Origin of the sequence: Kluyvera sp. EC_51, from assembly GCF_019584505.1 — a bacterium.
Taxonomy (GTDB): Bacteria; Pseudomonadota; Gammaproteobacteria; order Enterobacterales; family Enterobacteriaceae; genus Kluyvera; species Kluyvera sichuanensis.
Window position 1 is genome coordinate 23,117 of record NZ_VDAG01000061.1, and the last position, 12,948, is coordinate 36,064.

The following is a 12,948-nucleotide window of genomic DNA, read 5'->3' on the forward strand; positions in this document are numbered from 1 at the left end:
CGACAAACAACACCAATCGGTTCCCTCGCCCCTTTGGGGAGAGGGCTAGGGTGAGGGGAAACCCTCTCCCCACTCCAATGGAGGCACCATGAACCTCGCCAACAGCATCCCGGTTTTCAAACTCTACGGCGAAAGCTGGCACTGGCCGACGCCGGACCTCCTGCACTGCGAATCGATCCAAAGCCGCAGCAGCCTCTACGACTGGAGCATCCGCGCCCATCAACATACCGATCTGGTGCAGATCCTCTATATCCAACAGGGTCAGGGTGAAATCGAAATTGAAGGCGTTCGCCAGCCGTTCACCGACGCCTGCGTGCAGGTCATGCCCGCGCTCTGCGTCCATGGTTTCCGCTTTTCACCGGGAACCCAGGGTTATTCGCTGTCGCTTGCCGCACCGCTGGTGGCGAAATTTGAACAGCTGTTTGGTCGCCCCTTGCAGGTGCTAAACCGCGCCGTTCGCGTACCGGTCGGTGATGCGGGGGCGCACATCCATACTCTGTTCCAGAGTTTACAGCAGGAGTATCAGGCCGATAACGACGCACGCGACATGATGCTGCATTCGCTGCTGAGCGCACTGATGGTCTGGCTTAATCGGCAGACCCGCGGGCCTGCGGAGGTGAGCGATAAGGTGGAGCGCAAGCGCGCCGCCATTCGCCGTTTTAACCAACTGGTGGAGAACCACTACCGCGAACATTTCCCGCTGGCGCACTACGCCCGCCAGATTGGCATGTCCGGGGTGCATCTCAACACCCTCTGTCGAGAGTTTCACGGCTGCAGCGCGCTCAGCGTGCTGCACCAGCGGCTGTTGCTGGAGGCTAAACGCAGCCTGCTTTATACCAGCATGACGGTCAGCCAGATTTCGGACTACCTCGGCTTTAGCGACGCTACCTATTTCTCCCGCTTTTTCCGTCGCAGCACCGGCCTCTCGCCGCGTGATTTTCGCGAGAAGCCGACGCAGGAATGCGCGGAGCCTGCCCAGGCAATGTAGCGTTTAGCGGGTAAAGCCCGGACGCGGCAGTTTGCCCATTAGCATGGTCGGCAGGCCGCCGTCGACGCCAATTTCTGCCCCGTTGATATAGCTCGATTTGTCACTCAGCAGGAACAGCACCGCGTTGGCGATATCTTCCGGCTTGCCGATTCGCTGGCTGGCGGTAAATGCCTCGCGGCTCTCACGCACGCCTGGCTGCGCGTAATACTCAGCGGTCAGCGCGGTTTCGATCATTCCCGGCGCCACCAGGTTACTGCGTATCCCGTCCTGACCCCACTCCACGGCTATCTGCTGTGACAGCAGACCTACGGCGGCTTTACCTGGGCCGCTCCACGGCTGCGGAATGCGCCCGGAAATGGAACCAATATGCACCATGCTGCCGCGCTTTGCCGCCCGCATATCGTGGGCGAATTCACGGGCGCACAGCAGATAGCCGGTCAGGTTGACGTTGAGCTGGGCTTGCCACTGCTCAAGAGTTATCTCCGCCAGCCCCGCCGGGCGCAAAATCCCCGCCGCGTTGACTAAGCCATCGCACGGGCCGAGCAGCGAACGCACGCTCAGCGCGGCTTCTTTAACCTGCTCTTCGCGGCTGACGTCGCAGGCCACCGCCACGCGTTTTCCCGGCAGATGTTCAAGTTTCTGCCGCACGGCATCGCAACGCTGCGGGTTGCTGTCGAGCAGCGCGACGTTGGCGCCCTGTTGTGCCAGCGCGGTGGCAATGGCTTCGCCGATGCCGCTTGCTGCGCCGGTGACGGCAAAAACCTTGCCGCTGAGGTTGAGCCAGTCCTGGGAAGCGTGCTGTTCAATCATGGTGTTCTCCACGTTTTCGTTGTGTACAGATGCTCTGCCATTGTTGGAGGCGCGGCGGGGAAAGGGAATGCACGAATGAAAACCAGACGGGGACTTTTGCCTATGAGATGGGCTAATCTGTGAATTCAGCACGTCATTCCGCCACCATGAGGCCCAAGATGGACCATCCCGCCGCGCGTACTATTCTCGACCTGTATCAGCGTCACGCCGAAGCGTTTTACCAACAACGCTCACGAACGCTATTTGAACAACGCTGGTTGGATAAGCTGCTGGCGGCGATGGGAACGACCGGGAAAATGCTCGATCTTGGCTGCGGCAACGGTCAGCCGATTGCCGACTATTTTATCCAGCAGGGCTGCGCATTGACCGGGGTAGATGGCGCACCGGCGATGCTAACCCGCGCCCGTGCGCGTTTTCCCGAACAGCGCTGGCTGCACCACGATATGCGGACGCTCAATCTTGCTGAAACCTTCGACGGCCTGATCGCCTGGGATAGCTTTTTCCACCTCACCCAGGATGACCAGCGCCGCATGTTTTCCGTTTTTGCCCGTCATAGCCATCCAGGCAGCGCCTTGATGTTCACCAGCGGCACCGATCACGGCATCGCCATGGGCGAATTTGAAGGGGAACCGCTGTTCCACGCGAGCCTGGCACCAGAAGCGTATCGGGAACGATTAGCGGAACATGGTTTTGCGGTGCTGGAGATGAAAATGGAGGACCCGGAGTGCGGCGGGCATACCGTGTGGCTGGCAAAGCGAGGGGAGCGCTGAGGCTCACCCCGCTTCGTGTTAGTGAGAATGACTTCGCAAGAACGTGGCGTGGATAAGGTCGGTCAGTAAATTACAGACGATAAACACGCAGGCGGCGAAAATGGTGGTGCCGATCACCACCGGGAAGTCGCCGTCCAGCGCCGCATCGATGGCCAATCGCCCGACGCCGTCGAGGCCGAACATCTTCTCGGTGACAATCGCACCGCCCATAATGGCCGCCAGCTCCAGCCCGGTGAGCATCAGCACCGGGCTAAGCGCCGGTTTTAGCGCATGGTCAAAATAGACGCGCCACTCGCGCACGCCTTTTGCCCGCGCGGTGCGGATATAGTCCCGATGCAGCACATCAAGCATGCTGCTGCGTAGCACCCGCTGAAAAATGCCGATCTCCGCCAGCGCCAGCGTGAGCCACGGCAGGATCAGATGGCGCGCCCACTGCCACGGGTCATCGTGAAACGCCACGTATCCTCCCGCCGGAAACCAGCCAATGTTGTGCAACGAGAGCTGATAGAACAGAAAGAAGATAATCAGCATCCCGCTGAGAAACGTCGGCAGCGACAGCGCGAGGTAAGCGAAGAGCGCCAGCAGCCGGTCGATAAACCGATCCCGGTAGCGCGCCGCCAGCACCCCCGTCAGCAGCGAAACCGCCGTCCAGATGACCAGCGCCCCCAGCGCTAACGACAGCGTGATGGGCACTTTTTCCAGAATCAGCTGCGTGACCGGCGTCTGAAAGCGGAACGAATAGCCGAGCGCGGGGGGCCAGTGCAGCATCCCCACTGGCGCACCCTGAATATCCGGGCCGCGTAGCAGGAAGTAGCGCAACTGCTGATACCAGGGATCGTTCAGGTGCAGCGCGCGGGCAATGGCTTCAATGGCCTCCGGCGTCGCATTGCGCGGTGCCAGCATGACTGCCGGATCCTGGTAGGCGATGCGGGTCAGCACAAAGGCCACAATCAGCACCAGCAGTAGCGTCAGGCCGGTGCGCAACAGGGCTTTAATGAGTGAAAAGAAGGTCATGACGATCGGCGCTCCAGATGAGGGTCGAGGACGTTACGCAGGCCGCTGCTCAGGCAGTTAAAACCCAGCACCGTCAGGAACAGCGCCAGTGCCGGAGCGGCTAAAAACCAGGGCTGCACCTGGTACATGGCCGAACGCTGCACGTCGGCAATCATGTTGCCAAGGCTGGCGGCAGGGGCCGGGATACCCACGCCCAAAAAGGAGAGGGTCGCTTCGGCGATAATGTTGGTCGGTAGCTGAATCGCCCAGTAGATGCCCATCGTGGGCAGCACGCCGGGGACAATATCGCGCCATAAAATGCGCCACGGCGACACCCCCATCAGCGCGGCGGCAGAGACAAACTCCTGCTGGCGCAGATCCAGCACCAGCCCACGGCTGAGCCTCGCGAAGTAGCCCCAGGAGAAGAAGGTAATCACAAAAATAACCACCCACACCGGGTCGACGCGCGGCCCGCTCTCGCCGCCCTGATTGAGCGCCAGCAGGCTTAACGCCGTCACCACAAACGGGAAGGAGAGCACCAGATTTATCAACTGCTGGCAGATCGCATCGGTTCTGCCGCCGCGATAGCCGCCCACCAGCCCGACAAACAGGCCAATTATCATGGCGAGCGTGGTGGCGGGCACGGCGATAAACAGCGACACGCGGGCGCCATAAAGGGTGCGCACCAGCACATCGCGGCCATTATCGTCCGCCCCCAGCGGAAAGGCGGCGGTGGGGCCAACGGGGATCCCCATATCCGACAGCGCGCTATCGCGAAACTGCTCGGTCTCACCGTGGCCCAGCCAGACGGCGACCAGCGGAGCCACCAGCGCCGCCAGCACCATCAGTGCTACGATAATCAGCCCCCAGCGGGCGCTGGGCTCGCGCCACAACCGTCGCCATAGCGCAGGGGCTGACTGCGCTGGCGAATCAAAGAGCAATGGCTGCGTCATAGCGTAACTCCTCCGTTTCAAGCCAGGCACGGCTCGGAATGGCCGCCAGCAACTGGCGCGTCCACGGCTGTTGCGGCTGCTGGAATATCTGTTCAGTGCGGCCCTGTTCGATAATCCTCCCGGACTGCAGCACCAGCACGCGGTCGCAGAGCGCCGCCACGGCGTCGAGGTCGTGGGAGATAAACAGAATGGAGAGACCGTAGCGCTCGCGCAGACGGCTAAACAGCGTGATGATGCGGTGCTGGGTGGTGATATCCAGCGCCGATACCGCTTCGTCGGCCACGATAAGCCGGGGCTTCATGGCCAGCGCTCTGGCGATGACCACGCGCTGCCGCTGCCCGCCGGAAAGCTGCGACGGATAGCGGGAGGCCAGAGACGCCGGTAGCTCAACCTGCTCCAGCAGTTCAGCCACCGCCGTTCGCAGCGCCGTGGGCGACAGCGGTTGGCCCTGTTCGCGCAGGGCGGTCAGCTGGAGCGGCTGCGCCAGCGTATCGTCGATGCGCCGACGGGGGTTAAGGCTGCTGTACGGATCCTGAAATACCATCTGCACCGCATGGCGAGCCGGATGATGGCTGCCCGGCGTCCGCCAGGGCTGACCGGCGAAGGTAAGGTGCCCACTGTCGGCGCGATCGAGCCCGACCACAATCCGTCCCAGCGTGGTTTTACCGGACCCCGACTCGCCCACCAGCCCGAGGATCTCCCCCTCATGCAGCGTGAAGCTGACGTCATCCAGCACCGGAGCGGTGGGCGCGCGCGACCACCATCGCGACGCTTTGGCAAAACGCAGCGAAGCCTGATGAACCTCAAGCAACGGCTTATCTTCACCGCCGCCAACCGGCGAAGAGGAACGGGGATGCCAGCCCGCCTGCAGCAGCGAACGGGTGTATTCATGCGCCGGTGCGCTAAACAGCGCCGACGTTGTACCTTGCTCAACAATCCTGCCCTGCTGCATCACCACAATGCGGTCAGCAATATCCGCCACCACCCGCAGGTTGTGACTGATAAAGACCAGCGCGCAGCCGTGCTGCTGCTGAAGGCGCTTGAGCAGGCGAAGAATTGACGCCTGCACGGTGGCATCCAGCGCCGTGGTGGGTTCGTCGGCGATAATCAGCTTCGGGTTGAGCGCAATGGCGATAGCGATCATCACCCGCTGGCGTTGCCCGCCGGAGAATGCCGCCGGACGGTCATGGTAACGGCGGGCGGCATCGCGAATGCCCACCTCATCGAGCAGCGCGACGACCCGCGCCCGCAGCGCCCGACGGCGGATCCGCTGGTGGGCGAGGATAGCCTCTTCAACTTGCCGGCCCACGCTTTTGAGCGGGTGCAAATTGCTGAGCGGATCCTGCGATACGTAGCCGATTTGCGCCCCGCGCAGCTGGCGTTTCTGGTTTGCCGTGAAGGTGTGCAGCGGCAGGTCATCAAAGACAATTTCTCCCTGCACGCGCATCTCTGACGGTAACAGCCCCAGCACCGCCAGCAGGCTCAGGCTCTTCCCTGAGCCTGATTCGCCGACCACAGCCAGGGTTTCCCCTGGCTCAACGTGAAAACCGACTTCCCTGACCAGCGCGGTGTGCGAGTCAAGGCCAATCGTTAAGTCGCGTACATTGAGTAGTGGCATCACGTCTCCGTTACGGCTTCAGCGCAATATTGGTGATATCGGCCTGGGTGGCCAGCGACGACCACGTCCAGTGGGTCACCCGGTCAGAGGTCACCGCAATACGGCGCTTCTCAAACAGCGGGATCCACGGCAGGTCGGCGGAGACCAGCTGGTCGGCCTGCTGCCAGATAGGACCCGGGTTATCGGAGCCATAGGCCTGTTTTGCCAGCTGATTCAGCTTGTCGTTGCTGTAGCAGATGGCGTAAACGTTGCCGCGCCCGCACGGTGAGGCATCCGAGTTCAGCCAGCCGCCGAGCAGCATGCGGGTTGCCGGGCCTTGCCAGTCAGGAGAGGTCTGTCCAAGCGCCAGATCCCAACGGTTTTCCGGGCTTTGCAGGTAAGCCATAAACTGCGGCGGCGGCACCGGGATCAGGTTCAGGCGAATACCGGCGCGGGCCAGATCTTCTTTGAGGATCACTGCCAGGGTGCTGAACTGATTGTTGGCGCGGTAGACCAGATCCAGCGCCAGCCCGTCGTTAAGCCCGGCTTCCTTAAGTAACGCTTTGGCTTTCTCAGGGTCGCCTTTGCTGTCCGGCGTGGCGTACGGATCAAAGGTCTGGTGGCCGAGCAGGGTGCTGGTGATGATTTGCCCCAGCGGCAGAGCGGCAATTTTCCCACCCTGCGCCTGAACCAGGTGCGCTTTATTCACCGCATAGGCCAGCGCCTGACGGACTTTCAAATTGCGCAGCGCCGTGGCCCCGGCGCTTTTAGCCTGCGGCTGGGCGTTGATGGCGATAAAGTTTGCTGCGCCGCTGTTGGCGGCGTGCAGGTTCGGGCTTTTTTGCACCAGATACTGGCGCACGGCGGCCTGCGGCGGCACGTCGAGGTACAGCGATAAATCGGCGTCGCCCGCTTGAATACGCTGGATCACGCTATCTTCGTTATTGCCGGTAAAGCTGACTTCAATGGCGTCTACCCAGGCTTTACGCGCCGGGTCTTCCGCATGGTTATAGTTCGCGACTTTTTTCAGCACCAGCTTCTGCCCGCTGGCGTAGCTTGCGACCTCATACGGCCCGCTGGACGGGAAGTTTTTGCGAAACTCCTGCGAGTCCGGGAAATAGCGCGAGGCGACCTCTTCCGGCAGCGGCGTGACGAAGTTCATCGACAGAATGTTGAGGAAATCGTAGTTCTTGCTGTCAGAGCGCAGCACCAGCGTTTTATCGTCCGGCGCGCTGACGCCAGCAATGTCGTGGCTGTCGATATACGCTTTGCTGGCCGCCAGATCGCCGGGGGCAACTTTGCTGAAATCTTTGCAGTAGTCGGCAAAGCCGGAGAAGGCGAGGTTGAAGTAGTTCACCGCCGCCACCTGTTTGTTCGGGTCGCAGAAGCGTTTGATGGCGTAGACAAAATCTTTAGCCACAATTGGGCGAGTGGTCGGCCCGGCGTAGTGAATGCCGTCGCGCAGATGGAAGGTGTAGGTTTTACCGTCGGCGCTAACGTCCCACGATTTTGCCAGATCGCCCACCAGCGTGGTGTCATCCTTCAGGCTTTTCGGCGAACCGGGGTAGGTGACCAGTTGACGGGTGACCGCCCGCAGGATCTCCCAGGAGTCGACCGAATAGCCAGTCAGCGGATCAAAAGCGTCCAGATCCGGCTGTAGCGAGGCTATCTTCAGCGTGCCGCCGGGTTGGGGGGCTGCCTCATCGGCCAAGGCCGGGGCCGCTGCGCCCAGTACCAGGGCGACGGAAAGCGTGTGGCCCATCAGAGGCCAACGAATGCTGTGCATAAAAAATCTCCAGAAAAATTAGAAGAAGATCCCCGACCAGGGATGTTCATGACAGGCCAGCAGACGCGCTAAGCGTGCCGCAGCCTGAGAATGGTGAAGGTTGATACGCCGGGCGGCGGCAAGCTGCCACGGGGTGTACTCGCCGAGCAGCAGCATTGCCAGGCTATCGATACTGAGCGATAGATCGGGTTGGCTGGCGCTGCGCTGTACGCCGTCCGGGGTCAGCCGCCAGACGCCGTGGTTGGCAGGCAGCCACGGATCGTCAATCGCCAGCGTGACCGCGTCGCCGTCGCCATAGCGCCGGGCATTGAGCGTTTGCTCAAGGTCAATCACTCGTAGCCAGCTCTCATCAACCAGGGCGTGCTGCTGTACCGCCCGCGGGTTGTCCAGCAGCAGCGGCAGGGCATCATCCACCGGGCGATGCGGCAGCTCGACGTAGCGGGCGATATCGAACTGTAGCAAAAAGCCCAGTAGCTGCGCCTCCAGCTGCGGGTCGGCGGCGTGCAGATCGTCCACCACCAGCGTGCGCTCGGTGCTGTAAAGCCAGTTTTCCTCAGCCCTGGCGTGATAGCGGACAAAACCCTGCGGCTCGCCGTGACGCAGCACGACGGCCACATAGTGGTTCAGGTTGCTGTGCGCCAGCCGGTGCTGCTGCAACGCCCACCACTGCGGCCAGCGGCTGAGCGAACCGGCGCGGACGAGCGGGAAACGGGCCTCGATATCCTGCAATACCGCCCAGCAGTCGGCGGCGACAAGCAATCGGATGTCGCCGTCTGCCGCCGGTAGCGCAGGAAGTTCTCGCTTATCAATGCGCAGATCCTGCGCCGCCGTGGCGACACCGTAACCAAAGCGACGGTAGAGGGTTCCCTGCGAAGCGCGCAGCGAGGCCACGGCAACGCCCTGCTGGTGGAGATCCGCCAGTTGGCGGGCAAACAGCGCTCGCAGTACGCCACGACGGCTAACGTGTGGTAACACACCGACGTGGGTGACGGCGGCGTGAGGCACGCGCTGGCCGCCCGGCAGAGTCAGTTCGCCGGGGAAGCTGTTGCTGGTGCCCACCAGTTGCCCGTCGAGCCAGGCGCCGTAGACCCTTCCCGGCACCACGTAGCGCTCAGCCCACTCGCTAACCGGCGTAACGCCACCCGGCAGGCCAAACATCGCCTGACGAAACACGGCGGCAGCGGCGAGCAGGTTCGCGGGGTCGTCGATAATCCGAATCTCCGGCATGGTCATGTCCTTAGCGCTTCGGCGGCGCGTAAACGCGCGGCGTCGGCAGCTTGCCGCTTAACACATAATCGCCCACTTCGCGGGTGCGGTAGGCCACCGGGTCGTGCAGGGTGTGGGTGCGTACGTTGCGCCAGAAAACGTCCAGCCCGTACTGGTTGCTGGTGGATCGCCCGCCGGTCAGTTCATAGATTTCATGGCTGATTTTCAGCGCCACGTTGTTGGCAATGACCTTGGCCTGGTCGGTCAGCAGGGCCAGTTCGCCCCATTGCGCTTCGGTCAGGTCGTCGCCCGCGTGGAAGGCATCCTGGAAGGCCTGAGCGGTTTTTTCCGCCAGCGCAATCCCGGCGGCCAGATCGGACGCGAGTTCACCCGCTTTCAGGCGGTGGTACGGGTCTTCCAGTGCGCTTTCGACGCCGGATTCAGGCCACGGGCGCACGGTGTCGCGGAAGTAGACGGCAGCCTGCTTCAGCGCCCCTTCGGCAATGCCGAGATAGAAATGAACGAAAATCAGCTGGCTGAACTGGTTGCGCAGGGCGTTGCGCAGTTGCGCGCTCTCCGGTTTCTCTTCCAGCCCGGTCAGGCGGTCCTTCTCCTGCAGGCGCAGGCGGTTAAACTCCAGCGTGCCGCTGGCGGTCAGACGCTGCCCGAGGTTATCCCAGTCGTCATTAAAAGTGATGCCCGGCTGGTCGGCGGTGACCTGATACTGCACCAGTTGGTCTTCCACCCAGACGGCGATGGTCATAACCTGAGAGACGGCCGCGCCGGTCGCGAAGGTACGGCGTCCGGTGACGTACAGGTCGCTGCCGTCCCACTCCAGCTTCAGGCGCGGATCGCGCGGGTTACTGATGCTTGACTGGAACCAGCCGTCGTTGGCGACGCCGCGGGCGATAAACTCCCACTGCTCGCGGTTGCCGAGAATGTAGCTCCACACGCCGTTGGAGTAGTGGTAGGTGATGAGCTGGCCCAGCGAGCCATCGGCGGCGGAAATGATGCGGCCAATTTCCAGCGCCTGCACCAGATTGGCACCGCCGCCGCCGAGTGATTTCGGCACCGCCAGCTTCAGCAGGCCGCTCTGGCGCAGCCAGTCAATCTCTTCAAACGGGTGCTTATTGGCCCGGTCGCGTTCCTGTAAGGTCGCGTACAGGCGATCCGCAACCTCCTGGGCTACCGCTTTCCAGTGGGCAAATTCCTGGTTATCAAGTCCTGCATAAATGTCCTGAGCGTGGCTCATGGTTTCTCTCCTGAGTGCTTGTTTGCGATGTTTTTATGGTTAATTACGGTGTTGCCAGCAATCCGCTGCGACGTAGCAGGGCTCCTGCGCCCTCGGCAAACCAGTAAGCCTCTTCAAGGTGCGGCTGACCGGATAAAATAAAGTGCGCAATGCCCATGTTGTGGAAGGCCTGGATCTTCTCCGCCACCTGCTGATGGCTGCCGACAATGGCGGTACCGACGCCGCCGCGCACCAGCCCGTAGCCGCTCCAGATGTTGGGCGCAATCTCCAGCAGACGAACGTTCTCCGGGTTCACCTGTTCGGCGGAGATATCGTCCAGCAGCGCGCTCATCCGTTTTTGACCGACGGATTCGGTGCGTCCCAGTAGGGTTTGCGCACTGCGGATGCGCTCCGGCGTAATGCCGTTCAGCAGTCGCGCCGCTTCACGCCAGGCCTCCTCTTCGGTATCCCGGCTGATGACGTGAAAACGAATGCCGAAGCTCGGTGTGCGACCCTGAGCGCGGGCCAGCGCCCGCACGGTGTCCAGCTGCGGGGCGACCTGCTCGGGCGGTTCACCCCAGCTAATCCAGGTATCCGCCTGCGCGGCGGCAACCTGTTGTGCCGCCGGGCTGGAACCGCCGAAAAAGACCGGAGGGACGGGCCACGGCGAGGGCAGCAGGGTGGCCTGTTCCAGCTGATAGTGTTCGCCGTGAAAGTCGAACGGCTGGCCGTTATTCCGAGCATGGCTAACGCCTTTAAAGGTGGCAATAAACTCGCCGCTACGGGCGTAGCGCTGGTCGTGATCCAGCCTGTCGCCATAGCGGCGCTGCTCGACCGGGTCGCCGCCGGTGACGATATTGATCATCAACCGTCCTTCGGTCAGGCGCTGGAAGCTGGCGGCCTGGTGTGCGGCAAGCGTTGGCGAGATAAAGCCGGGGCGGAACGCGACGATAAATTTCAACCGTTCGGTGTGCTGGCTGATGGCCATGGTGGAGAGCCAGGCATCTTCACACCAGCTACCGGTGGGTGTGAGCACGCCTTCAAAGCCCAGCCGTTCAGCGCTGCGGGCGATATCGGTCAGATAATCGAGCGTCGCCGGGCGGAACTGACCGCCGATGCCGCTGATGTGCTGCGAGTCGTCGCCCGCGCCAACGATCCCCCGGCTGTCGCCGTTCGTTGGCAGATACCAATGCAGGTGAATGCTCATTTCGCCTCCGCCACGTAGTGGGTATCGAGATGGCGGAATTGGGTACCGGGGTGATCGTCGCGCAGTTTTATCTGCCCCTCGCCCTGTAAACGTTCGCGCAGGGTGAGCGCCGCACCGTCGGCACGACGCATACGCCCGCGCGCCTGAAGCTCAGGCACCACCCAGCGGACAAAGTCTTCAAAGCTGCCGGGGCTGATGGCGTAGGCGAGGTTGAAACCGTCGACGCCGGATGCATCGGCAAATGCCTCCAGTGCGTCGGCCACGGTCTGCGGGCTGCCGACCAGCGTTGGGTGAATGCCGCCGATGGCGATATAGCGACTGATGTCACCCACCGTCCACTGACGTTCGGCATCGATGCGGGTCAGCCCGGCCAGCGCCGAGCGGCTGGCGTTGGTTTCGATATATTTGAGCGGTTCATCCAGCGCCCAGCCGGACCAGTCCACCCCGGTCCAGGCGGAGAACAGCGCCAGCGCGGCTTCCTGGCTGGCGTAGCTGAGGTAATCCTGGAATTTGGCGTGTGCCTTGTCGTCATCGTCGTCGACCACCACGCTAATGGCGGTAATAAAGCGAATGGCGTCAGCGGCGCGTCCCTGTTGATGCGCCAGGGTGCGAATTTTATCGATGTTCTGGGCGATAGCCTGCGGCGTGGTGCCGCCGAGAAACACCACTTCGGCATTCTGCGCGGCAAACAGGCGACCGCGATCGGAGGTGCCCGCCTGGAATAGCACCGGCGTACGCTGCGGGCTAGGCTCGGAGAGGTGCGCATCCGGCACCGTGAACCAGCGTCCCTGGTGGCGGATAGGGTGCACTTTGCTCGGGTCGGTATAGACTCCAGCGTGGCGGTCGCGGCGGACGGCATCGTCTTCCCATGAGCCTTCCCACAGCTTGTAGGTGACCTCAAGAAACTCCTGCGCGCGTTCATAGCGCTCGTCATGATCCATCTGTTTTTCCAGCCCGAGGTTACGGGCGGCGGATTCCAGCACCGAGGTGACAATGTTCCACGCCACCCGGCCTTTGGTCAGGTGATCAAGGGTGGTGAATTTGCGAGCCAGCAGATATGGATGCTCATAGGTGGTCGAGAGCGTTATACCAAAGCCTAACTGACGCGTGGCGGCGGCCATCGCTGAAACCAGCAGCAAAGGATCGTTGACCGGCGACTGCGCGGCGGTACGCAGCGCCGCGTCGGGCTTGCCCTGATAGACGTCAATCTGCCCCAGCGCATCGGCGATAAACATGGCGTCAAATCCGGCGTCGTCCAGCAGTCGGGCGATATGCAGCCAGTAGTCGAGAGTGGTGTACTCGCTTGCGCGATCGTCCGGATGTCGCCACAGCCCAGCGGAAACGTGGCCGACGACGTTCATCATAAATCCGTTGAATAACAACTGTTTTTTGGCGCTTGTCATAGTG

General features: G+C 62.1%; 11 protein-coding genes. 2 read left to right on the plus strand and 9 right to left on the minus strand.

The features are described 5' to 3' along the window. The first annotated feature begins 88 nt into the window (after positions 1-88). Positions 89-988 (plus strand): helix-turn-helix domain-containing protein, encoded by a 900-nt coding sequence (locus FHC49_RS11750; protein WP_220439834.1) that lies wholly within the window; start codon positions 89-91, stop codon positions 986-988. A 3-nt stretch (positions 989-991) separates the two neighbouring features. Here FHC49_RS11750 and FHC49_RS11755 read toward each other — a convergent pair whose 3' ends face one another. Next, a complete protein-coding gene (locus tag FHC49_RS11755) occupies positions 992-1,798 on the minus strand; it encodes an SDR family NAD(P)-dependent oxidoreductase (RefSeq protein ID WP_220439835.1) in 807 nt (268 codons plus the stop codon). A 158-nt stretch (positions 1,799-1,956) separates the two neighbouring features. Between FHC49_RS11755 and FHC49_RS11760 the strand changes: the two genes are divergently transcribed. Further along, positions 1,957-2,568 carry a class I SAM-dependent methyltransferase gene (locus FHC49_RS11760; RefSeq protein WP_220439836.1) on the plus strand — a complete coding sequence of 204 codons (612 nt, stop codon included), beginning with the start codon at positions 1,957-1,959 and terminating at the stop codon, positions 2,566-2,568. A gap of 18 nt (positions 2,569-2,586) precedes the next feature. Here the strand turns inward: FHC49_RS11760 and FHC49_RS11765 are convergent, their stop codons facing one another. Genes FHC49_RS11765 through FHC49_RS11800 form a run of 8 tightly spaced genes read right to left on the minus strand, consistent with a single transcriptional unit; the run spans position 2,587 to position 12,944 of the window. Beyond that, positions 2,587-3,582 carry an ABC transporter permease gene (locus FHC49_RS11765; protein WP_220439837.1) on the minus strand — a complete coding sequence of 332 codons (996 nt, stop codon included), beginning with the start codon at positions 3,580-3,582 and terminating at the stop codon, positions 2,587-2,589. After that, the gene (locus FHC49_RS11770; protein WP_220439838.1) at positions 3,579-4,514 is read right to left on the minus strand and encodes an ABC transporter permease; all 936 of its coding nucleotides are present in this window, start codon (positions 4,512-4,514) and stop codon (positions 3,579-3,581) included. Before FHC49_RS11770 ends, FHC49_RS11765 begins: the two co-directional genes overlap by 4 nt. Then, complete coding sequence (locus tag FHC49_RS11775) at positions 4,492-6,132, minus strand: ABC transporter ATP-binding protein (RefSeq protein ID WP_220439839.1); 1,641 nt, start codon at positions 6,130-6,132, stop codon at positions 4,492-4,494. The genes FHC49_RS11770 and FHC49_RS11775 overlap by 23 nt, the downstream gene beginning before the upstream one ends. 10 nt (positions 6,133-6,142) lie before the next feature. Further along, positions 6,143-7,897: an ABC transporter substrate-binding protein gene (locus FHC49_RS11780; protein WP_255581352.1), complete on the minus strand. Its 1,755-nt coding sequence runs from the start codon at positions 7,895-7,897 to the stop codon at positions 6,143-6,145. Between the two features lie 18 nt (positions 7,898-7,915). After that, the gene (gene eis, locus FHC49_RS11785) at positions 7,916-9,124 is read right to left on the minus strand and encodes an enhanced intracellular survival protein Eis (RefSeq protein WP_220439840.1); all 1,209 of its coding nucleotides are present in this window, start codon (positions 9,122-9,124) and stop codon (positions 7,916-7,918) included. 10 nt (positions 9,125-9,134) lie between these two features. Then, entirely contained in the window at positions 9,135-10,355 is a 1,221-nt protein-coding gene (locus FHC49_RS11790; RefSeq protein ID WP_220439841.1) for an acyl-CoA dehydrogenase family protein, read from the minus strand. 43 nt (positions 10,356-10,398) lie between these two features. Further along, positions 10,399-11,541 carry an LLM class flavin-dependent oxidoreductase gene (locus FHC49_RS11795; protein ID WP_220439842.1) on the minus strand — a complete coding sequence of 381 codons (1,143 nt, stop codon included), beginning with the start codon at positions 11,539-11,541 and terminating at the stop codon, positions 10,399-10,401. Then, entirely contained in the window at positions 11,538-12,944 is a 1,407-nt protein-coding gene (locus tag FHC49_RS11800; protein ID WP_185666497.1) for an LLM class flavin-dependent oxidoreductase, read from the minus strand. Before FHC49_RS11800 ends, FHC49_RS11795 begins: the two co-directional genes overlap by 4 nt. Positions 12,945-12,948 lie beyond the last annotated feature (4 nt).